The organism is Erwinia sp. JUb26, from assembly GCF_003751505.1.
Classification (GTDB): Bacteria; Pseudomonadota; Gammaproteobacteria; order Enterobacterales; family Enterobacteriaceae; genus Erwinia.
In genome coordinates this window covers 63,373-85,090 of the sequence record NZ_RJVB01000007.1, presented here as the reverse complement: position 1 = coordinate 85,090, position 21,718 = coordinate 63,373, and the positions used below count along the sequence as shown (strand labels likewise).

The following is a 21,718-nucleotide window of genomic DNA, read 5'->3' as shown; positions in this document are numbered from 1 at the left end:
TTCGCGCATATCGATAGCGAATAATCTACTATTGCTCTTATCTGTTGTTCACTTACACTCGCGAAAAAATGTAAGGCAAGGAAACGTCATGAAATTTACAGTCCCTTCAGTTATTGCACTGGCGCTGGCGGCATCCTTTGCCGCAACCGCGGCGACCCCTCCTGATACATTGGTCATTGCGCAGTCGATTGATGATGCGAACAGTTTCGATCCGGCAGACGGCTTCGAACTGACCTCCGTGCAGGCATTTACCAACCTCTATCAGCGTCTGGTTCAATCCGATCCACAGAACCCGACCGATCTGAAGCCGACGCTGGCCACCGAATGGCAGCCCGGTAGCGATAATCGCAGCATGACCTTTACCCTGCGCGACGGAGCCACCTTCTCGTCCGGCAACCCTTTGCGCCCGGAAGACGTGATTTTCTCCCTCTCCCGCGTGATTAAGCTGAACCTTGACCCGTCATTCATTCTGGCGCAGCTGGGATGGACCAAAGATAACGTCGACTCGCATCTTAAAAAGATCGATGACAAGCACGTTCAGCTGAGCTGGACGGCGGATGTCAGCCCGACCTACGTGCTGAGCCTGCTGGCCGCCCCGGTATCCTCCATCGTGGATGAGAAAACCGTGTCGGCCAACGAGAAGAACGGCGACTTCGGCAATAAGTGGCTGGCCCAGCACTCCGCGGGCAGCGGCCCTTATCAAATCCGCAAATATATTCCGCATGAAGTGGTGCTGCTGAGCGCTAACCCGAGCTCTCCGGCCGGTGCGCCCAAGCTGAAAAATGTGCTGATCAAAAACGTGCCGGAACCGGCCGCGCGCCGCCTGCTGCTGGAACAGGGCGACGCGGATATCGCGCGTAACCTGGGGGCCGATCAGATCGCCTCACTCAAGGACAAAGCGGGCGTGAAAACCCTCGCGGTACCGATGGCCTCGCTGTACTACGTGCAGTTCAATATCGATGCCAATCCGGTGCTGAAAAACCCGGCCCTGTGGGAAGCCTCACGCTATCTGTTCGACTATAAAGGCATCGCCAACGATCTGCTGAAAGGCCAGTTCCAGGTTCATCAGTCGTTCCTGCCGGAAGGTTTCCTTGGCTCGCTGAACGATAATCCGTTCACCTACGATCCTGAAAAAGCCAAAGCGATTCTGGCGAAAGCCGGGCTGAAAAACGTCAGCTTTAAGCTGTCGGTCAGCAACCAGCCGCCGTACCTGGATATTGCCCAGGCCCTGCAGGCCAGCTTTGCTAAAGGCGGTGTGAAGGTCGAGGTCCTGCCGGGCATCAGCTCCGAGGTCGCCACCCGAGTGAAAGCACATCAGTATGAAGCCACGTTGAACGCCTGGGGCGCGGACTACTTCGATCCGAACACCAACGCCGCCGCCTTCGCCTATAACCCGGAAGACGGCAGTAAAACGCTGGCATGGCGCTCCAACTGGCACATCCCTGAGCTGAGCAAGCAAACGCTGGCGGCCACCGCCGAAAGCGATCCGGCGAAGCGCGTGGAGCTGTACCACAAAATGCAGCGTGAAATTCAGCAGAACTCCCCGTACGTGGTCGGCCTGCAGGCGCGTAACCTGGTTGCCCTGCGTGACAACCTGAAAGGCTACGTGCAGGGAATTAACCCGGACATGGTTTACTACAGCCAGGTCAGTAAATAATGGCGGAACCTGCTGCCAAAGAACCGGTACCGCGTCAGCGCGGTACCGGGCTGTTCTGGCGCCGCAGCAGCGGTGCCCTCAGCGTGGTGATTTCGCTGGTGGTGACGCTGCTCGGGCTGCTGGTGTTTACCTTCGGCTTATCCCATCTCTCCCCGGTCGATCCGGTGCTGCAGATCGCGGGCGATCACGCCAGCGAATCGACTTATGCGCAGGTGCGGCGTGATCTTGGCCTCGATCAGCCATTGCCGATGCAGTTCTGGCACTATCTGGAACACCTGGTGCGCGGCGATCTCGGCATCTCCAGCATTACCAATCAGCCGGTGGCCAGCGATCTGCTGCGCACTTTTCCGGCAACGATTGAGCTGGCCACCTGTGCAATGATCTTCGGCGCCGTTTTCGGCATTACTCTGGCGCTGCTGGCGGCATGGAAGCCGGGCAGCCTGCTGGATAACGTCGCGCGTCTGATTTCACTGCTGGGCTATTCGGTCCCGGTCTTCTGGCTGGGTCTGCTGGGCCTGCTGCTGTTCTATGCGGTACTGCACTGGTCGGCAGGGCCAGGGCGGCTGGATGATATCTGGATCTATACCCTGGAGCCAAAAACCGGGCTGGTACTGATCGACAGCCTGCTCTCCGGCGATCCTGAAATGTTCCGCAACGCTATCGCTCACCTGTGGCTACCGGTAGTGGTGCTGGGTCTGCTGTCGATGGCGACCATCACCCGCCTGCTGCGCGCGGCGCTACTGGAAGAGAACAGCAAAGAGTACGTGACGCTGGCGCGGGCGAAAGGCGCCAGCCGGGGACGGATTCTGCTGCTGCATATTTTCCCTAACGTGCGCGGAACGCTGATTACGGTGCTGGCGCTTTCCTACGCCACGCTGCTGGAAGGCTCGGTGCTGACGGAAACGGTGTTCGCCTGGCCGGGCGTGGGGCGCTATATGACCACCGCGCTATTTGCCTCTGATACGCCCGCAATTCTCGGCTCGACCCTGCTGATTGGCGGCTGCTTTATCGTCATCAATGCGCTGGCCGATGCGCTCACCTACCTGACCGATCCGAGGACACGATGACGCAGGCTCTTGATTCCGAAACGGTAAAGCCGTTTAAAAAACGGCGAAATATCACCCTGACCGTTGGCCTGACGCTGGTCGGGATACTGATTTTCGCCGCCCTGTTCGCGCCGCTGCTGGCACCTTACGATCCGAACGCGCAGGAAATGGCGGTGCGCCTGATGCCGCCATCCGCCAGCCACTGGCTGGGCACCGACGGCTTTGGTCGCGATCTGCTGTCCCGCGTGATATACGGCGCGCGCCCGACGCTGCTGCTGGTGTCGCTGATTCTGGTGCTGACCATCCCGGTGGGGATGTTAATCGGCATCAGCGCCGGCTACCTCGGCGGCTGGAGCGAGCGCGTGCTGATGCGTATTACCGATATTTTCCTCTCGCTGCCGAACCTGGTGATTGCGCTGGCGCTGGTGGCGATGATGGGCCCGGGACTGATGAACGGCGCGCTGGCGCTGGCGCTGACCAGCTGGCCGCCGTTTGCCCGCCAGGCACGCGCGGAAACTCTGGCGCTGCGCCGCAGCGACTATCTGGCCGCCGCAAGGATGCAGGGCATTAACGGCCTGCGCCTGATGTTTGGCCATATTCTGCCGCTGTGCCTGCCGACCGCCGTGGTACGCGCGGCGCTGAGCCTCGGTGACATTATTCTTTCAGCCGCCGGCCTGGGCTTCCTCGGCATGGGCATTCAGCCACCGACCGCAGAGTGGGGATCGATGGTGGCCGAAGGCAGTAAAGTCATTTTCGACCAGTGGTGGGTCGCTGCCGTTCCCGGCGGAGCGATTTTATTTGCCAGCCTGGCCTTTAACCTGACAGGCGACGGCCTGCGTGACCGACTGGATACCCGTAATGGTGACTAATGCTGATGCGCCGATTGTGGCGGAGGGCCTGACGATTTCGGCCCCCGGCGGCGCGGCGCTGGTAAAAAATATCAGCTTTACCCTTGGCCGCGAGCGCGTGGCGCTGGTCGGCGAATCCGGTTCCGGAAAATCGCTGACCGCCCGTAGCCTGATGGGCCTGCTCTCCCCTTCTCTGCGCCTGCAGGCGCGCACGCTGAGTATTGCCGGTGAAAACGCACTGACGCTGAGCGAACGCCGCTGGAGCCAGCTGCGCGGCAGCCAGCTGGGCATGGTGATGCAGGATCCGAAATATGCGCTTAACCCGATGCGCACCATCGGCTGGCAGGTCGCGGAACCGCTGAAACTGCACGGGCGTTTCAGCCGCAGCGAAGTTAAAGAGAAGGTCTGTGACATCCTGGCAGCGGTAGGATTGCCGCAGCCCGCACAGCTAATGGAACGCTATCCGCATCAGCTTTCCGGCGGGATGGGCCAGCGCGTGATGCTGGCAATGGCGCTGATTGCCGAACCGCGTTTCCTGATTGCCGATGAGCCGACCTCAGCGCTCGACCACGCGATGCGCGATCAGGTGCTGGGGCTGATCCGCCAGTTGGTGGAAGATCGCAACATGGGCCTGCTGCTCATCAGCCACGACTTACAACAGGTATCCGAGCACTGCGAGCGGGTGATGGTGATGTATCAGGGCGATATTCTCGACACCCTGCCCGCCGCCGACTTACCGCACGCCACGCATCCCTACACCCGGACGCTGTGGTCGTGTCGACCCAATAAATCCACTCACGGCAAACCGCTGCCGGTGCTGGACCGCGCCGCGCTGATCGGCGGAGGCAAACATGATTGAGTTAAACCAGCTCAGCGTGGCCCATCGCCAGGGCTACGATCTGCGTACCGTGGTGGAGGATGTGACGCTGTCGGTCAACGCCGGTGAGTGCTTTGGCCTGGTCGGCCCGTCCGGCTGCGGGAAATCCTCGCTGCTGTGGGTGATGGCCGGGCTGAATCCGCACTGGCAGGGCAGCATGCGGCTGGCAGACCACCAGGCCGAGCCGGGCAAAGCCTTTACCGGCCAGCTACGTCGTGACGTGCAGATGGTGTTTCAGGACCCCTACGCTTCGCTGCATCCGCGCCATCGCCTGCGCCGTACGCTGGCCGAGCCGCTGAAGCTGCTGAAGGCGGATAACATTAACGATCGCATCAACGACGGTTTTCGCCACGTCGGGCTGGATCCTGAGATGGCCGATCGCTATCCGCACCAGCTCTCCGGCGGGCAGCGCCAGCGCGTGGCTATCGTACGCGCGCTGCTGCTACAGCCGAAGATCCTGCTGCTGGACGAGCCGACCTCCGCGCTGGATATGTCGGTGCAGGCCGAGATCCTCAATCTGCTCAACCAGCTTAAGCAGCAGGATCATCTGACCATGGTGCTGGTGAGCCACGATCCCGATGTGATCGATCATATGTGCGATCGCGCGGTGCAGATGGATAAAGGCCGGATCGTTGGCTAAGCCGTTGATCCGCCAATTATGTTAATCAGCTAACCTTAGTCAGATCCGGCATTTCCGATCGCGCATCACGCGCCTATAGTCCTGATATATCCCACTATTTCAGGACATGGTAATGCGAAAAATTGCTCCTCTGGCGCTCGCCTGCGCTCTGGTTTTCGGACACACGGCGCAGGCGGCAACGCCTGCCGATACGCTGATTGTGGCCATCTCCCTCGACGGTATTATCAGCTTCGACCCCGCTGAGAGTTTCGAAACCGTTAGCACCAGTAGCCTGATTAATGTCTACCAAACATTGCTGAAGCCGGATATCGACGACCCGCGCAAACTCGCGCCTTCTCTGGCGACCGAATGGCAGGCGGGCAGCAGCGAACACAGCCTGCTGTTTACCCTCGCACCCGGCGCGAAGTTCGCCAGCGGCAATCCGGTGACCAGCAAGGATGTCATCTACTCGCTGACCCGAGCCGTCAAGCTAAATAAAACCCCGGCGTTTATCCTGGCGGAATTCGGCTGGACGGCGGAAAACATCGATGCGCAGTTCACCCCTCACGGCGACAACCAGATTGAAATCCGCTGGGTCTCACCGATTGGCCAGGACCTTGCCCTGCGCCTGCTGACCTCGCCAATCGCCTCGGTCGTGGACAGCAAGCTGGTACAGCAGCACGCACAGGGCGATGACCTGGGCAATGCCTGGCTGCATACTCATTCTGCGGGCAGCGCCGCCTACAGCATCCGCAATTATGTGCCGCAGCAGGCGCTGGTGCTGGAACAGAACCCGTATGCGCAGACCCCGCCGCACCTCAAGCGCGTGATCCTGAAAAGCGTCACCGACGCCGGATCGCGGCGGCTGCTGCTGGAAAACGGTGATGCGGACGTGGCCTACGATCTCGGTGCCGACCAGTTCGCCACTCTCAAGCAGCAGGGCAAGGTTAACGTCGCCAGCTTCCCCTCCAGCCTGATTTATTATCTTGGATTCAATACCCAGGATAAGCAGCAGCCCGCGCTGGGCAACCCGGCGCTGTGGCAGGCCGCACGCTGGCTGGTGGACTATAAGTCAATTTCCGAACAGCTGCTGAAAGGGCAGTATCAGGTACATCAGACGTTCCTGCCTGCGGGCTTTGACGGCGCGCTGACCAACGAACCGTTCCACTACGATGTGGCAAAAGCCAAATCGATTCTGGCGAAGGCCGGTATAAAACCGGGCACCCGCTTTGCGTTAACCATCGTCAACCAGCCGCCTTACAGCGATGTGGCGCAGGCGCTGCAGGCCAGCTTTGCCAAAGCCGATATTCAGCTGGATATTCAGCCGGTGGCGGAGGCCGAACTGTGGAGCAAAATGCGCGGCCGTAACTTCCAGTCGATCTTTATCTACTGGGGCGCGGACTATGTGGACGCCAACAGTAACGCCAGCACCTTTGCTTATAACGTTCCCGGCGGGCCAAAAACGCTGGCCTGGCGCGTCGGCTGGACGATTCCGGATCTGAGCGCGCGCACGCGGGAAGCGGCAGCCGAAAGCGATGTGCAGAAGCGCACGGCGCTGTATCAGCAGTTGCAAACGGATATTCAGCAGAATTCACCGTACGTGGTCGCACTACAGGGGCAAAAACAGGTGGGACTGGGCAAACAGATTCAGGGCGCGTATCAGGGAATTGGCGTCAGCCTGCTCTACTTCGATCGCGTAAGTAAGAAGGAGTAACACGGGCCGGGGTGATAGCGGGTACGGCGGCTGCCGCACCCGCAGGGATAAACGGTCACGCCATTCAGGAGATCGCAGAATCCGAGGAGTGCTTGTTCTTATCCGCTTCGAAGTGAGCTTTAAACTGCTCATAAATCGAGATCATGTTACTGGCATCACCCTGTAACGGGCTGAGTTTACCGGCACGGACCAGTTCTATAACCAACTGAAGGGCAGCCTGTTTCGGGCTGCTGGATGGATGTGCAATTTCGTTCGACATAAAAATCCCAACTCAGTGAAAAGCAAACTTTAGCAAGTTTAGCCTTTTTTCGTTACCCTTTTTGTCGCCGTAAAGTCTGCAACACCCACCCTGTTGGTTCACTCCCCTCAGCCGAACAAAGTTGTACAATAAAAATAAACCTGTACAGAATGAAAAAAATCATTAAAGTGAACCGCGTAACGTATTATGCATTTGCATAGCCTCGGAAAGTGCAGTTGGATTTCCACTTTCCGAGGTAATTTTTTCCTTTCTCTGATTATTTTTGGATCTAAAAATAATAAATAATTGATCGAAAACAATGCCAATTTTCTCTCGGTAGTCTAAATTTTAACCACCACTGACAGCTGAGAGGTACAGAATGAAAAGACAGTCCGTCGCCTCATCCGTTATTCGAACCGTAGCCTATGACGTGGAAAAACGGGTCCTTGAGGTAGAAACGCTGAAGCATGGAACGCTGACCTACAACAACGTCCCCCTGACCGCCTGGCATTTCTTAATGGCCGCCCCGTCGAAGGGATTGTTTTTTTACGAACACATAAAGCAGCGGTATCCGCAGCACTAATTTCTCTCCCGGCGGGGTGATTTACCTCGCCGTTCAACGCCCAGCACCGACCCCCGCCCTCTTCTCTGTCGCCTTTCTCACAGAAAATTTATTTAGGCCTGCGTTTGAACTGTGCTAACCGGCACAATGCGTTAAAATAGCCCCATCAATAGAGATTTACCTCAGGTTACATTCCGTTTCAGAAGGACGTCCGATGCCACCGCGCCACCGCCACGCGAATTTACGCGCCTGTCTATCCCTGCCCCCGATCCTGCTCATTCTGGCATGCAGCCTTGTGCCGCTTAACAGCCAGGCGGAGCAGGTCACCGTTTCGCTGAGTCAGGAGCAGAACGGCGGCGAGGCAGGACGCGCCTGTATTTATGTTTATCAGGGCAAGGCGGAATATCGTCAGGTCAAGGCAGATGAAAACTGCCCCGCGGAGATCGTCGTGGATCGTGATAAGCGTTAAAAAAGGTAGGATTTAATTACGGCTGCAATGGCCGCCCGGTTGATGCCGGGCGGGCCGCTGACTCCGGTGGCAGTCGCACCGGTTGCCGGCAGTGTCAGTAACCTGCCTCCGCAAATTTATGCGGCTGATTAATCGCCCTGCGGGCAATCCAGTACAGTAAAATACGTTCGTCATCTTTATCCTGGTCGGCCATAGAGAGCAGCTTTAGTCCAAGCGTTGCTTTATTGACGGGCTGTCCGGTAACGCTGAGGTCAACCACTGCCTTGCCGATGATATTGCACACTTCATCTTCGCTAGAGATAGGTAAATCTGTTTCGCCGATCATTGTCTCCTCCTCGTTGGTTGTTTTTAAAGCATAGCGTATCTGCGCGCGTTTCCCACCAGAGTCGGAACAATCGTGATAACCACCACATCAGTGATGAAAATGCGAATCGCAGCACTGACGGGAATGTGCGGTAGCCTGTTGAAATCACTGGCGGGATACGGGTCCTGAAGGCTATTGTGTCGCTTATCACCTATACTAATGGTGACCCCAATCTGCCAAAGGAGTGAGCAATGCTAATTGGCTTCGTATTACTCGTCAGCGCCTGCGGTCATGATGCCTGTGACGCACTACCGGTATCAGAACATATCTTCCCCACGCGAGTGGCGTGTGAGCAGATGGCAGAACGGATCCACGAACGTCGCCCAACGGCGGTGCTTCTCTGCGGAGAGGTGTATCGCTAAAGGCACTCTTTCCGATATTTTTCAGGCGTCATTCCTGTCGCCTTGTGAAACATGGCAATAAATGAAGAGGGATTGCTGTAGCCCAGCGTGTAAGCAATCTCCTGTACGCTGATCGCATTTTTCAACATGGACAGCGAGGTCAGAAAACGCAAGCGGCCGCGCCATTCGCGAAAAGAGATATTCATCAGCTGGACGAAACGCCGGGATAGCGTCTTTTCCGAGGCATAAACCAGTTTCCCCCACTGAGCCAGCGATCGCGTGTCCCCCGGATTTTGTCTGAGGCCATCAATAACGGGCTTGATAAGACGATCGTCCGTCGTTGGCAACCACGTCCCCGATGGCGTTTGCTGTAATAATTGATCCACCAGCACCTGCCCTAAGGTCAGATCCTGTGGCCGGGTGAGCTGTTTGATCTGCCGCTGGCGGAGATCGCGGATAATTTCCCGCACAATGCCGGACAGCGGCAGCACGCAGGCCTGAGACGGAAGCTTCAGTGCGATGGCCGCCGGAAAGGAAACCGAACAATAGTCGATATTTTTCCGGTTAAAGCTACAGTGGCTCACCCCGGCAGGGATCCAGACGGCAAACTGCCAGGGAGCGGTTAAAACCCGCTGATTCTCTATCGTAATCTCCATCACCCCGCCATCGCTGACGTTCAACTGTCCCCAGCTGTGCCGGTGCAGCTCCACTTCGGTATTCGCCGTGATCTCCTGGCTCAGGATGGAGATACTTTTCATCAGTTCGGTATCAGGATCCAGCAGCGTCGAGATCTTCTCCGCCGCGACTATTTTGCTCATCGTCGTTCCTCACTGCTGAGCGCCTGCCAGGCCCGTCCCAGGTCCAGGCAAAGCTGCCGGGCCAGGAATAATTCAGCCCCGTCCGAATCGTCATTTTTAGCGACCCCGCTGAGGCATTGATCCCAGAACGCCTCGTCCGCACAAGTAAAGTCACAGCGCTTCGTGGACAGCCAGCGCTCAACCTGAGCCCGCAGCGGCCCTGAAGCCACCCGCCACGTTTGTGGGAAGCTCTGCTGCCACTGACTGACCAGCAGCTGCAACGATCCCAGACTGGTGATAAAGGCAAACAGTTCCTCACTGCGGTTGACCGTTCCTGAAAATCGCACCCAGCGATCGTATAGCAGAATCAGTTTGTCGGCCGGACATTGCGTGGGATGAGACAGGGTGTAGCGCAATTCACGCAGGGATTGAAAAAGTAACGCGGACAGACGCACCGTGCGCTTTTCCGGCAGGATCAGATTGATGCCCAGGGCAAAACCAAGCATCCCGGCAAAACAACCGGTCGCGTTATTGATAAATTCAGAATAATCAAACTGCGGGGGATTAAGCGGAGGGGCGACAAAGTAAAAGGTGGTCAGCAACGTAATCCCTCGCATCATACGGGCGTCACGCGCCAGCATTTGCGCCCCGTAAATAATCACCGGCAGCTGAGCCGGAAAGTACAGATCGGGGTATCTTGCCAGGGCTACGCTACTGTAAACACACTGTAGCCAGACCCACCCCAGCAGTATCCCCTGCAGCGTACCGTTTAACGCTTCTGCACCCGTTTTTTCAGGCAGCTGGGCAGAGGAAAGCAGCACAATATAGATGACGCCGAAGGTCAACATGACCTGCCCGGCGGCCCAGGCACTTTGATACCAGATGGCCAGCAGCAGGACCGTGGTGGCGACGGTACGGAGTGCTCTGCGCGTTGCCTGACGTACATCAGTATGCTGTTGAAAGTTAAACACGCCGAACCTGAATCCTGCCGGAGGATGCAGACGGTATTTTTTGTAATGCGTCAGCTGTTCCAGCTCCTGCTGAAACTCCGCATAAAGCCGGGTGAAGAAGCGGCCTTTACCGGGTGAACATTTTCTTAGCAGGGAAGTTAAAAAAAACAGCCTGATGGCAATAAACAGATAAGAATCCAGCGCCTTAACTTCACGGCCGCTCAGCTGATATTCATGGCGAAGGCTTTGCCGGTGAGCAATCGGCAAAGCGAGGTTCGCCAGTAAATGGTTCAGGCGTTTAGCACTCACGCTATACCCATGTTTCAGACTGCGGTTGACAGACAACAACGAATGATAAAGCCGGGCCAGCGGCCGGGCCGTATGGCGCTTCTGGTAAAGCGGGAAGATCAACGCGCTGCTGACAACCATCACCACCACGCCAAACAGCACGTTAGCCGCGCGATCGTGATAGATCTGCCAGACCCGATCGGGATCCACCAGCACGGGAAAACCAACAAAAGCAAAGGTATAGCCCGCTAACAGAAACAGATACGTCCGGTCAGAATGAACGATACTGGCGATAAACGTCATGCTGCCCAACCACAGTAAGGTCAATACCAGCCAGGTCCGTGGGCTTTCCGGAAACAGCGCGGCTGACAGCATCCCAGCGCCGAGCCCCAGAACCGTGCCGTAGATGCGGTTAGTCGCCTTATGATAAAGCCCGCCAACAAAGGTTTGAGTGACCACAATCGCACTCATCACCGCCGTTGAAGCGCCCTCAATATCAAAGTAAAACGACAGCCACTGGATAGAGACAATCGCGAAGGTGATTTGCAGTACGCGCAGCAGAGTTCGACGATGAGCCGGGTTAAACGTGGACATATGCGCTCCTCAGGGCTGTATTGCCACCGTGCAGGTCATCCCGGCCACCAGCGTAGTTCCCTGCAGGTGGCGGAGATCGAGAGCAATGCGCACCGGGATCCTCATCGGCAAACGCACCCAGTCAAAGGTCGGATTCACATTATGCAGGGTACCTTCACTTCCCTGATTGCTGTGATCGACAATACCGCGAGCGATATTTTCTACCGTACCGTGCAGCGTAATATCGCTACCCAAGAGGGTAATACGAACTGACTGACCGGGATGTATGGCCGCGATTTGTCCCTCCTGAAAATAGGCGTAGGCATAAAAACTCTCCGCATTTACCAGGGTCATAACCGGCTGCGCGACGTTAATATAGTCCCCCTGCTGAACCAGCAGATTGGTGACAAAGCCGTTGACCGGAGAATAGACTTTCGTCTGATGCATATTCCGCAATGCCTGACGGTATTGCTGTTCGCTTACGTGGTAATTCGCGATGGCCTGCTGGTAATCCAGCCTGGCATTTTCTTTTTCTTCTTTACTCACAACATTATTGGTCAAACTTTCACGGCGATGTGATATTTCAGACATCTTTAACATGGTTATTCTGGCGGACTCTTTATAGGCTTTGCTTTTTTCCAGTGCAATAGCATAATCTCCGTCATCAATTTCAAATAACAGATCGCCGCGTTTCACCTGCTGATTATCTTTTACCCACAGTCGATTAAGTCGACCGTTGACTTCACTGGCTGGAATAACCACATCGGCACGGATGCGGCCATCACGGGTCCAGTTATCCTTCTGTTCGCGATTCCACACCTGCCACAGACCGAAACAGACCAGCGGTAGCAGCAGCATCGTAAGCAGTCGGTTTTTTGCTGCTGACATCACCAGCCTCCCGGCAGTAGATAGCACACGCAAAAGCACAGAAAGTAACAGACCATATTTAGCCATGGCCGATGCCCCGCTCCGCGTTGAAGGCCGCTTTCGGTCATTAGCCACATCGCCGTTTTATAACCGCACCACCCCAGCAGGGCAGCGACTAAAATCCAGGGGAAGGCTATTCCAAAAAAAATAATATCGCGCATTAATGATGGTCTCAGTGATACACCACGGCGGTGGCACGACTGTTTCCTTCCGATTCGAATGAGGTGATAGCGAAATATCGGCATCCCAATGCATCACTTTTCTTTGAGAGTAATTTCATCAGTTCATCCGATGTGGCATCAATACGGGAAACGGATATCACCCCGCATTTAACTTCATGATGGGAAATATCATCCACCCTGGATATTTCACTGGCAGAATAAGCTGAAACAGTGAACAACAGAGAGGTGAGCAATATCATTCCTTTCATTTCCGATTCCTTATCGTCGTTGAGGTAAATCTGAATACAGCCATTATTCCATGTCCGAATATTTACTAATAACGTTATTCGGACAGCAAATACTGACTTTCAGACAGCGACGAAGGAACCGCATCAAATGCACTGCCCTGAAGGCAGTGCACCGGCTTTATTCAGAACAGCAGTGATACCAGCCAGAAACCGGCGATGGTCATCAGCAACGATCCGATGACGTGGACCAGAACGGACGTTAGCGCCCAGAGGTAGTTTCCCGCCTGCAGCAGCGTAACGACCTCCAGCGAGAAGGTGGAAAACGTGGTCATGCCGCCGCACAGGCCGGTGGTAATCAGCAGCTTCCATGCCGGATCCAGCTGTGGATTACGGATAAACCACGCCATTGCGGCTCCGATAATCAGCCCCCCCACGAGGTTAACCAGCAGCGTGCCGGGCGGCAGATTAGGAAACAGGGAATTCAGCCGCACGGCAAGCAGCCAGCGGATCACACAGCCGGCGCAGCCGCCAATCATTACGGCCAGTAAAGGTTTCAGCATACAATCCTCAGCACTTTCGAGGCGGGGTGCCAGCGGGCAGAAAACGCATGACCTGACACGCCGACCTCGTGTTAACGGTCAGGGTTATCAGGCGTCATCAGCCCCTTGCGAGCAGGGCGGTTGGGAAAGGTGGAACACCATCACCTTGTGAACCACAAGATAATCAGTCATTGCCGCATTTGCAACAGCGGGCTGCGGCGACCGCGCCCCCGGCGACTATTCCGGCTCCATCCAGGTGCTTTGAAAATCAAACCAGCCCAGATTATTCAGACGGATCCCCTGCGCGTTCTCCGGGGCCTTCAACCGCATCCAGTGATGGAACAGCGGCTGTAGCCAGCCTGCGCCGACCACCTGCTGCACCAACTGGCGGGAGTCGATCGTGCCGTCGCGCCACTGCTGCTGCCAGAGCTGAAATCGTTCGGGATCGCCGCCGGAGATATGCGGCTGCAGCAGCGGCATGCCCAGCAGCCAGGCACCGACGTTCCACTGCTCCGGCACGGGAAAATTCACCGTACCCAGCCACAAATCGACCTCGGCCTCGCCGCTCGCCCACTGCGGGTAGTCCAGCTCCACCATATCGAGCGCGATCCCTTCCGCCGCCAGGTTTTTCCGTATCATCGCCGTCAGCATCGCGTATTCAGGATGCTGCCGATGGCATGCCAGCCGCAGCACGGCGCCGTGAGGCTGCGATTCAGCGGCGGCAAACGGGGAATCACTGCGGCCCTCATCTATGCAGTGAAACCAGGCGGGAAGCAGGCTGCCCGTTGGCACCCACAGCGGCCTGATAGATTCCACCAGCTGCGATGCCAGCTGCCACGGGCTGAGAATTTCGCGCAGCCAGCGCCGCCGTTCGATGGCCTGCCAGTGGCGCGAACGGCTGTCGCACAGCAGAAAATAGCCGCCCTGCTCCAGAAACATCTCCGCCAGCGGCTCGGAGGGCTTACCGGTAAACTTTTCGGCCTCGCCGGAAACATAGGCGATATCGCTGATGCTGGAACTGAGCCACGCGGCGGGCTGGCCAGCGGGTATAAACTGTTCGCTGGCCGCCGCATGAGCGACATCCGGCCAGACGATGAGTTCGACTTCATCCAGCAGCCCGCGCAGGCCAAAATAGTGCTCGAATGCCTGCATCTTCAGGTGCCAGCGATCGTTTTCGATCACCCGGTAAGGGCCGGTACCGACCGGGTGCGCGGCAAAATCATCGTTCCGCTCGCGATCGGCGGGCAGGATCAGCGCGGCGGGATCGCTCAGCAGCAGCGGCAGCCGATCGTCGGCGTGGTGCAGTTCGACGATCACGCTCAGCGTGCCCTCCGCCATCACCCGTTTAATATGTGAAAATAACGGCAGCGCCGCGCTGCGGGAGAGCGAGGCAACCACATCTTCACTGGTCATCTCACGGCCATCGTGAAAGCGCACGCCGCGGCGGAGAAAAAAACGCCAGCGCAGCGCATCCAGCCGACGCCAGCGGTGGGCCAGATCGCTTTCAACTTCGCCGCTTTGCGGATCGATGCGCGTCAGTCCGCTAAAAATTTGCCGCACCAGATGGTTCTCCGAGCGCCTTAGCGGCGTGCCGGGGCAGAGGTTCAGCATTTCGCGGTAATAAGGAATACGCAGCGACTGATAGTCATCATCAATGCGATAGCCCAGCCGGGTACGAAGCAGGCTGGCGAGGCGGCTTTTTTCCTCGCCCAGCAGCTCAACGGCGGCGGCAAGGTTCCCCGTTTCCAGTAAACGATCCGCTTTTTCCACTTTAAGCTGCTGCTCATCGCGCAGCAGCTTCAGCTGTGCCTGCCGACCGCGCCCCGGCGCAGCCTGCCAGTTCAGCCAGCCCTCACTCTGCATTTTTACCAGCAGTGCCCGCATATGGCGCTTACTGCAGCACAGCGAATCTGCCAGCGCCTGCAGGGTTGTCACGGCTTCGCGAGCGGGAAACAGCGTCAGCAGCCGCAGGTAGTGGTGTTCAAGTCGTTGACCGTACATAAAAGAGGAACCTTGAGCGAGAAAATCCAGCTGTTTTTAATCTCACCTTTTTAGTCCATTCTGCACCGAACGGCAATCCTCCTTCATCGATCACAGGACCGCATCCATGACCCGACAGCTGAACAAAGACACGACGGTATGCATGTCGCTGGCATCCCGCCCGGGAAATTTTGGCACCCGCTTCCATAACTATCTCTACGACGCGCTGGATCTCAACTACCTGTATAAAGCCTTCACCACCACCGATCTACCCGCTGCTATCGGCGGCGTACGGGCGCTGGGCATTCGCGGCTGTGCGATTTCCATGCCGTTTAAAGAGGACGTCATTGCGCTGGTCGATGAGCTGGATCCGTCGGCGAAGGCGATTGATTCGGTGAATACCATCGTGAACACCAACGGCTATCTGAAGGCTTACAATACCGACTACATCGCTATTGCCAGCCTGCTGAAGCAGCATCAGGTCGATCCCGGGCTGACCTTCGCCCTGCGCGGCAGCGGTGGCATGGCCAAAGCCGTGGCGGCAGCGCTGAAGGATGCCGGATTTAATCAGGGCTATATTATTGCCCGCAATGAGAAAAGCGGACGCGAGCTGGCGGCACTGTACGGCTTTGAATGGCGTGAAGATCTGGGCGACCTCCAGCCCGACCTGCTGATTAACGCCACGCCGACCGGCATGAGCGGCAGCGCGGAAGCAGAACTGATGTCGTTCACACCGCGCCAGGTTGACGCGGCCAAAGTCATTTTTGAAGTCGTGGCGCTGCCGGAAATCACCCCGCTGGTGCACTACGCGCGGGAGAAAGATAAAACCGTGATTACCGGCGCGGCGGTGTTTGCCATCCAGGCGGTGGAGCAGTTTGCCCTGTATACCGGCATCCGTCCCGACGATGCGCTGTTCAGGGAAGCTGCGGCTTACTCCCGGCAGTAACACTCATTAGAGGCAGCCAGGGTACTCTGCCTTACGCTCGTTACGCGGGTAGTCGGTCGGCCAGGCTAAATGCGCCCTTCGCTGCCGCAGATTCTGATTTTTTCCGCCACTACCTGCTTCATCGCCTGCTTGCCCGGCTCCATATATTCGCGCGGATCGCTGGCCCCGGGATGCGCGTTGAAGTGGGCCTTTACCGCGCCGGAGAAGGCGATTTTCAGCTCGGTGGCCACGTTCACCTTGCAGATGCCGAGAGAAATGGATCGCCTGAGCATCGCTTCCGGGATCCCCGACGCCCCATGCAGCACCAGCGGAATATCCACCTGTTCGCGGATCTTCGCCAGCCGATCAAAATCCAGCTTTGGCTCCCCCTGATACAGCCCATGTGCCGATCCGATCGCCACCGCCAGCGAGTCGATCCCGGTGCGGCTGACGTATTCCTGCGCTTTGGCCGGATCGGTGAAAAAGCTTTCGCTTTCGTCGACGATCACGTCATCTTCCTGCCCGCCCAGGCGCCCCAGCTCGGCCTCGACACTGACATCGTAACGATGGCACAGGCGCACCACATCGCGGACTTTTTCAATATTCTGCGCGAAGGGATAATGCGAGGCATCGATCATTACCGATCGCACTCCGGCATGCACTTTACGGCTGATATCGTTGAGATCCTCATGATGATCGAGGTGCAGCGCGATCGGCAGATCGTACTTTTTCGCCGCCTGCTGGCAGATGGCCACCAGATACTCCAGTCCGGCGTAGTTCCAGGTACCGGTAGTGCCCGCCATAATCACCGGCGAACGCAGCTCCGCTGCCGTTTCGGCAATCGCCTGCACGGTCTCCAGGTTATGAACGTTAAATGCCGGTACGGCATAGCCCTCACGCTGCGCGTTGAGCAGCATCGTACGATTAGAAACCAGATACATTATGCCTGCTCCTTATCCGTGACTGAGAAATCGAGCATGATTTTTCCGCTCATCGGTTTGCCCGCCAGCGCGCTGACCGCCTCGGCGTAATCCTGCGGCGCGGCCTGGACCGCAATCAGCGAAGAGAGGTCGATCGACCCCTGCTCAAACAGCCGCACGGCCTGCTGCCACTCCACGCCGGGCCACTGGCCCGAATAGTTCATCCAGCTGCCGAGAATCCGCAGCTCCTTGCGCAGGATCAGGCCGAAGGTGCCGCTGCTCAGCGGCAGATCGCGATGCAGCGTACCGATCAGGCCGATCTGCGCCTGCGGCCCGGCGATCTGAATGCTCAGCTCCACGGTTTGCGGGCTGCCGGCGGTTTCCAGTATCAGCTGATCGAAACGGCGTGAGTCCAGCGCGGTGCGGATTTCTGCGGCGCTCATTTCCGCGCTGTTAAAGGTGTAGTCCGCGCCCAGCTTCTGCGACAGCGCCAGCCGCTCAGGGTTGATATCAATCGCCGTGACCGAACGTGCGCCCAGCGCCTTCGCGCACTGCATCGCCAGCAGGCCGATCGTACCCGCACCAACGATAATCACCTCTTTGCCTTCGCAGCCGCCGGCCAGCTGCATTGTATGCAGGCTGACGGTCATCGGCTCGAAGAAGGCGCCTTCGGTCGGCGTGGTGTTCTCCGGCAGCAGGAACAGATTGCTGCGCGGCACCACGATAAATTCACGATTGCCGCCGTCGCTGCGGGAACCGATAAACCGGTAGTGGCGGCACTGGGACCACAGCTGGCGCTGGCATTCTTCGCACTGAAAGCAGGGCTGCAGCGGCACGCAGGCAACCAGATTGCCGGGCTGTAAATCATCGACCTCGCCGCCGGTCTGCCTTACTCGTCCGCAAAATTCGTGGCCGAGGGTAATCGGATAGAAATGCGCACCGTGGTGAAAAATACGCGGGATGTCGGAGCCGCACAGCCCCGAGCTGATCACCTCAACCAGCACATCATTAGCGGCTTCAATCTGAGGCAACGGTCTTTCTTCAACCGTAACGCTGCCTCCGGCGTGTATCACGACAGATTTCATGAGTGAACTCCAGAATGGCGGGGGATCTCCCCCCGCAGTTTATTCAGACAGGGTTTTAGAGCTGGAAAGCGTGGGTTCCGGCGGGGTGCTGAAGCTGCGGGCGCGGCGCCACGTCAGCAACACACCGGCAAGGTAGATCAGGCTAATCACCACCAACGCCGTGACGTTTTGCCAGGTCAGCAGCTGGATCAGAAGGTAAGTGATCGGTGAACCGCCCTGGTCCATCGAAGCCACCTGCCCGCCCGCCTTCAGCGCACCGGCGTTGGCCGCCAGCTGGGTATGCAGCCCGATGGTCTGGGTGGCGATCCACAGAGTGATGCTCATGATCACCGTACCGGAAATCAGCGTGCGGAACAGGTTGCCCTGATGCACCGCCACTGCCATCGCCACAAAGAAGCCGATGGTCGCCAGGTCACCGAACGGCAGGACCTTATTCCCCGGCAGCACCACCGCAATCAGGATAGTAAGCGGGATAAAAATCAGGCTGGCAGAAACCACCGAGGTCTGTCCCAGCAGCAGCGCAGGGTCGAGTCCGATAAGAAACTCCTGGCCGCCAAAACGTGCTTGTAGACGTTTGCGGGCATGCTTCGCAATCGGATTGAGGCCATCCATAATCGGCTTAATCACTCGCGGCATCAGCAGCATCACCGCGGCGGTTTTTACCGCCAGCTGCAGCACGTCTTTCGCATCGTAATGCGCCAGCAGGCCGATAATGATCCCCATGATAAAACCGACCGTCACCGGCTCACCGAAGGCGCCAAAGCGCTTTTGCACATCGTCGGCGCTGAAGTGAATACGGCGCAGACCCGGCACCTTATCGATCAAGGTATCCACCAGCACCGCAATCGGCCCCATATAGGCGGAGGTGCCGTGCGGCACGGCAATGCCGTCGAGATCGAAGAAGTTTTTCGTGTCGCGGGCAAACCAGTCACCGAGCTTGTAGGCAAACGCCGCGTGAACCACCACGCCGAGCATGCCCAGCCAGTAGGAGCCGGTGGCAATGTGCACCATCGCGCCGGTGAAGGTCATATGCCAGATATTCCAGATATCGACATTCACCACCCGCGTCATGCGGGTCACCAGCATCAGGATGTTGACGCCAATGGCGACAGGAATGGCAATCAGCGCAATCTGCGACGCCCAGGTCATCGGTGACGACCCCGGCCAGCCGACATCCACCACCTCAAGACCGATTTCGAAGTTGGCCGCCATCGCTTTGGCGGCAGGACCAATGGAATCAAGCATCAGCCCAATCACCAGCCCGATACCGACGAAGCCAATACCAATATGCAGGCCCGACTTAAACGCATCCCCCACCTTCATCCCCAGGCTGACGGAGAAAATGATAATCACAAAAGGCAGCATCACCGTTGGTCCGAGGTCGAGGATATAACGCATTATTTCCGTAAACATGAGATCACCCCTGCAGAATGGTCAGGATTTTATCCCGCAGCGCGTCGATACCCACGCCGGAGATAAACGGCATGCCGTGTACCACGGGAATATCTCCAAACTGCCGATCGACGCGCGCCGTCGTACAGATCAGGTGGACGCCGTCCATGTAGGTTTCGATTTCGTTCACCCGACACTGAACCAGCTCGGCTTCAATGTGGTTCTCATCGCACAGCTCTTTAATTTCTTCAGCGGCCATCGTCGAAGTAGCAACGGCACCGCCGCAGGCAACAATGATTTTGCGTTTCATTTTTTTTATTCTCCGTTTGCAGGGTCAGGGATAACGTTATGCCGCAGCAGCCAGGATTCGTTCGCTAAAACAGTGCGCGACATCATCTTCCGCCGCGTTAAGCAGGCTGCTGATAAACTCCGGCTGCTGCAGCTGGCCAAACAGCGCCCGCAGTAGCTTGAGCTGCTCCTGCGGGTGGGTCACCACCAGGGCAATAATCAGCTCGGCGTTGATACTGCCGTCATCATCCGCCTGCTGAAACGCCACCGTTTTTTCCGGGCGGATCAGATAGATAGCCGGTGCAATGGCGTGCGAAGCATCGCAGTGGGGGATCGCTACCGCATGGCCATCAAGCGCAATCCCGGTGGGATACGTGGCTTCTCGTTCCAGCAGCGCGGCAGGATAGCTGGCGCGGCACAGCCCCTCCTGCACCATGCGCTCACCGATATGCCGCAGGGCATCGGTGGCGCTGGAAAAATTCATCGCCGAAGAGACGATCAGACGGTAGTCATGCATGGCTTACCTCTTTTGGTTGGGTGACTTCAGGGTTACAGCCCCACGCGTAGTCGCGCAGTACGTCCTGGATTTTGTCGATAATCAGCGAGTGCGGATCTGCGGCAAGGGAGCCCGTCAGCACGCGGTCGAACTGCTTGGGCAGATACTGGCTCAGCAGCCCCAGCGGGATTGCCTGCTGGTTAAGATTTTCAGTCAACGCGCTCAGCGCATCGCTGATACGGCCATTCGGCCAGTAGTAGCGAATGCGATCCGACAGGCTGTAGTGGATATCCACCAGCGACTGGCTGAACGCCGGGCGATAGTATTTTTTCCAGTAGCCCGGCTCGTCCAGCATCACCTGGTCGATTACAGCAAGGATCTGGCTCTGTTTCTCAGGTGCAACCAGCGCTTTTTCGATATTGGCCAGGGCAAAAATCGCTTCGCGCAGCGCGAAGGTCAGCGCCGGGCCGACTTTCAGAATGGCAAAGTGATCTTTCACCAGTGCACGATAGGCGCTGCGGGTCTGATAGTCGGTGGAGTGTGCTTCATACACCACTGGCGTCGAGTCAATAAACTCGCTCAGCGCCCGTGCCTGCGACGGCTGGTAATGGATCACGCTGCTGTGGTCAAACTCCACGCCCGGCTGGACCACCAGGCCGATAATGCGCGGAATGGCCTGTTCAAGACCGGCTTCACGGAAGGCCTGATGATGCAACGCCAGCGTGTGTGCCGCATCTTCCGGGCGGGTAACGTGGACCTCATGGATGGCCGAGGCTTCACCGCCCGGTACAGGCACTTCGGTGCCGATTACGTAGGTCAGTAACGCTTTTTGCTGTGGCGTTGCCGTTTCTTCGGCAATACGGCAGAGTTCGGCGGCGCGCTGCGCGACGGTCTCCGGCAGCAATGGCACCGGATCTTCTGCGCAGGACATCGAGGCATCCAGATGGATCTTGCTGAAGCCGGCCTGTACGTATTCCGCAATCAGCACCCGGGATTTTTCCATCGCCTGTTCCGCTGGCTCATGCTGCCAGCAGTTGGGTCCGAGGTGATCGCCACCGAGGATCAGCCGCTGTTCAGGGAAGCCGACGCGCCGGGCAATCGCCAGCACGTAATCGCGGAAGGCAGCCGGACGCATGCCGGTGTAGCCGCCGAACTGGTTAACCTGATTTGAGGTAGCCTCGATCAAAACCTGCCGCTGGCTGTCGAGATCGAAGCGCAGTGCGGCTTCAATCACCAGGGGATGAGCAGAACACACGGAGCAGATACCGCAGTCCAGACCGTCTTTATGTTGCTGAATTATCGTTTTCATCACGTCCTCCGAAAGTATGCGTAAACAATCGTTAATTTTCGCAAACGGCACAATCTCTTTCCTTTCGTTGTGTGATCGTGATCTATTTATTTTCGAAACCATTCT

General features: G+C 57.5%; 25 protein-coding genes and 1 riboswitch. Of the genes, 10 read left to right on the top strand and 15 right to left on the bottom strand.

Features of this window, described 5'->3' with window-relative positions:
* Window positions 1–88: 88 nt before the first annotated feature.
* From EC836_RS17825 to EC836_RS17800, 6 genes are all read left to right on the top strand, one after another.
* Complete coding sequence (locus tag EC836_RS17825; protein WP_123335590.1) at window positions 89–1,657, top strand: ABC transporter substrate-binding protein; 1,569 nt, start codon at window positions 89–91, stop codon at window positions 1,655–1,657.
* On the top strand, window positions 1,657–2,724 hold the full coding sequence (locus EC836_RS17820) for an ABC transporter permease (RefSeq protein WP_123335589.1): 1,068 nt from the start codon (window positions 1,657–1,659) through the stop codon (window positions 2,722–2,724). Before EC836_RS17825 ends, EC836_RS17820 begins: the two co-directional genes overlap by 1 nt.
* A complete protein-coding gene (locus EC836_RS17815; protein WP_123335586.1) occupies window positions 2,721–3,572 on the top strand; it encodes an ABC transporter permease in 852 nt (283 codons plus the stop codon). The genes EC836_RS17820 and EC836_RS17815 overlap by 4 nt, the downstream gene beginning before the upstream one ends.
* Window positions 3,562–4,410: an ABC transporter ATP-binding protein gene (locus tag EC836_RS17810; RefSeq protein WP_123335584.1), complete on the top strand. Its 849-nt coding sequence runs from the start codon at window positions 3,562–3,564 to the stop codon at window positions 4,408–4,410. The genes EC836_RS17815 and EC836_RS17810 overlap by 11 nt, the downstream gene beginning before the upstream one ends.
* Window positions 4,403–5,068: an ABC transporter ATP-binding protein gene (locus EC836_RS17805; RefSeq protein WP_123335582.1), complete on the top strand. Its 666-nt coding sequence runs from the start codon at window positions 4,403–4,405 to the stop codon at window positions 5,066–5,068. Before EC836_RS17810 ends, EC836_RS17805 begins: the two co-directional genes overlap by 8 nt.
* 112 nt (window positions 5,069–5,180) lie before the next feature.
* Window positions 5,181–6,761 (top strand): ABC transporter substrate-binding protein, encoded by a 1,581-nt coding sequence (locus tag EC836_RS17800; RefSeq protein ID WP_123335580.1) that lies wholly within the window; start codon window positions 5,181–5,183, stop codon window positions 6,759–6,761.
* 64 nt (window positions 6,762–6,825) lie between these two features.
* Here EC836_RS17800 and EC836_RS17795 read toward each other — a convergent pair whose 3' ends face one another.
* Entirely contained in the window at window positions 6,826–7,020 is a 195-nt protein-coding gene (locus EC836_RS17795) for a hypothetical protein (protein ID WP_123335578.1), read from the bottom strand.
* Window positions 7,021–7,378: 358 nt separating this feature from the next.
* On the opposite strand from EC836_RS17795, the gene EC836_RS17790 reads away from it, so the two are divergent.
* A complete protein-coding gene (locus EC836_RS17790; RefSeq protein WP_123335576.1) occupies window positions 7,379–7,582 on the top strand; it encodes a KTSC domain-containing protein in 204 nt (67 codons plus the stop codon).
* Window positions 7,583–7,775: 193 nt separating this feature from the next.
* Window positions 7,776–8,030: a hypothetical protein gene (locus EC836_RS17785; protein WP_123335574.1), complete on the top strand. Its 255-nt coding sequence runs from the start codon at window positions 7,776–7,778 to the stop codon at window positions 8,028–8,030.
* A gap of 94 nt (window positions 8,031–8,124) precedes the next feature.
* Here the strand turns inward: EC836_RS17785 and EC836_RS17780 are convergent, their stop codons facing one another.
* Window positions 8,125–8,355, bottom strand: coding sequence for a hypothetical protein (locus tag EC836_RS17780; protein ID WP_123335572.1), 231 nt, complete (start codon window positions 8,353–8,355; stop codon window positions 8,125–8,127).
* Between the two features lie 230 nt (window positions 8,356–8,585).
* Here EC836_RS17780 and EC836_RS24870 point away from each other — a divergent pair, with 230 nt between their 5' ends.
* Entirely contained in the window at window positions 8,586–8,756 is a 171-nt protein-coding gene (locus EC836_RS24870; protein WP_199735228.1) for a hypothetical protein, read from the top strand.
* Here EC836_RS24870 and EC836_RS17775 read toward each other — a convergent pair.
* The 7 genes from EC836_RS17775 to EC836_RS17745 all read right to left on the bottom strand — a co-directional run bounded on the left by EC836_RS17775 (window position 8,753) and on the right by EC836_RS17745 (window position 15,219).
* Window positions 8,753–9,553, bottom strand: a complete 801-nt coding sequence (locus tag EC836_RS17775) for a helix-turn-helix domain-containing protein (RefSeq protein ID WP_123335570.1) — start codon at window positions 9,551–9,553, stop codon at window positions 8,753–8,755. The two genes, EC836_RS24870 and EC836_RS17775, sit on opposite strands and share 4 nt — an antisense overlap.
* Window positions 9,550–11,364, bottom strand: coding sequence for an FUSC family protein (locus EC836_RS17770; RefSeq protein WP_123335568.1), 1,815 nt, complete (start codon window positions 11,362–11,364; stop codon window positions 9,550–9,552). The genes EC836_RS17775 and EC836_RS17770 overlap by 4 nt, the downstream gene beginning before the upstream one ends.
* Window positions 11,365–11,373: 9 nt before the next feature.
* Window positions 11,374–12,231, bottom strand: a complete 858-nt coding sequence (locus EC836_RS17765; protein ID WP_158612801.1) for an HlyD family secretion protein — start codon at window positions 12,229–12,231, stop codon at window positions 11,374–11,376.
* On the bottom strand, window positions 12,231–12,431 hold the full coding sequence (locus tag EC836_RS25145) for a DUF1656 domain-containing protein (protein ID WP_158612800.1): 201 nt from the start codon (window positions 12,429–12,431) through the stop codon (window positions 12,231–12,233). The genes EC836_RS17765 and EC836_RS25145 overlap by 1 nt, the downstream gene beginning before the upstream one ends.
* A gap of 11 nt (window positions 12,432–12,442) precedes the next feature.
* A complete protein-coding gene (locus EC836_RS17755; protein WP_123335562.1) occupies window positions 12,443–12,700 on the bottom strand; it encodes a DUF1471 domain-containing protein in 258 nt (85 codons plus the stop codon).
* 161 nt (window positions 12,701–12,861) lie between these two features.
* Window positions 12,862–13,239 (bottom strand): fluoride efflux transporter CrcB, encoded by a 378-nt coding sequence (gene crcB, locus EC836_RS17750; protein WP_123335560.1) that lies wholly within the window; start codon window positions 13,237–13,239, stop codon window positions 12,862–12,864.
* Between the two features lie 81 nt (window positions 13,240–13,320).
* Window positions 13,321–13,393: riboswitch (Fluoride riboswitch) on the bottom strand.
* A 62-nt stretch (window positions 13,394–13,455) separates the two neighbouring features.
* The gene (locus EC836_RS17745) at window positions 13,456–15,219 is read right to left on the bottom strand and encodes an SgrR family transcriptional regulator (protein ID WP_123335558.1); all 1,764 of its coding nucleotides are present in this window, start codon (window positions 15,217–15,219) and stop codon (window positions 13,456–13,458) included.
* Between the two features lie 106 nt (window positions 15,220–15,325).
* On the opposite strand from EC836_RS17745, the gene EC836_RS17740 reads away from it, so the two are divergent.
* Window positions 15,326–16,144: a shikimate 5-dehydrogenase gene (locus EC836_RS17740; protein WP_123335556.1), complete on the top strand. Its 819-nt coding sequence runs from the start codon at window positions 15,326–15,328 to the stop codon at window positions 16,142–16,144.
* A gap of 65 nt (window positions 16,145–16,209) precedes the next feature.
* On the opposite strand, the gene EC836_RS17735 is transcribed toward EC836_RS17740, so the two are convergent.
* From EC836_RS17735 to gatZ, 6 genes are read right to left on the bottom strand one after another with little or no spacing between them, the layout of a single operon-like run.
* Window positions 16,210–17,064, bottom strand: a complete 855-nt coding sequence (locus EC836_RS17735) for a tagatose bisphosphate family class II aldolase (protein WP_123335554.1) — start codon at window positions 17,062–17,064, stop codon at window positions 16,210–16,212.
* Window positions 17,064–18,128 carry a galactitol-1-phosphate 5-dehydrogenase gene (gatD, locus tag EC836_RS17730; RefSeq protein WP_123335552.1) on the bottom strand — a complete coding sequence of 355 codons (1,065 nt, stop codon included), beginning with the start codon at window positions 18,126–18,128 and terminating at the stop codon, window positions 17,064–17,066. The genes EC836_RS17735 and gatD overlap by 1 nt, the downstream gene beginning before the upstream one ends.
* 39 nt (window positions 18,129–18,167) lie before the next feature.
* Window positions 18,168–19,541, bottom strand: a complete 1,374-nt coding sequence (locus tag EC836_RS17725; protein ID WP_123335550.1) for a PTS galactitol transporter subunit IIC — start codon at window positions 19,539–19,541, stop codon at window positions 18,168–18,170.
* Window positions 19,542–19,545: 4 nt separating this feature from the next.
* Window positions 19,546–19,830, bottom strand: coding sequence for a PTS galactitol transporter subunit IIB (gatB, locus tag EC836_RS17720; protein ID WP_105590718.1), 285 nt, complete (start codon window positions 19,828–19,830; stop codon window positions 19,546–19,548).
* Window positions 19,831–19,866: 36 nt separating this feature from the next.
* Entirely contained in the window at window positions 19,867–20,325 is a 459-nt protein-coding gene (gatA, locus tag EC836_RS17715) for a PTS galactitol transporter subunit IIA (RefSeq protein ID WP_123335548.1), read from the bottom strand.
* On the bottom strand, window positions 20,318–21,613 hold the full coding sequence (gene gatZ / locus EC836_RS17710) for a tagatose-bisphosphate aldolase subunit GatZ (protein ID WP_123335965.1): 1,296 nt from the start codon (window positions 21,611–21,613) through the stop codon (window positions 20,318–20,320). The genes gatA and gatZ overlap by 8 nt, the downstream gene beginning before the upstream one ends.
* Between the last annotated feature and the right edge of the window lie 105 nt (window positions 21,614–21,718).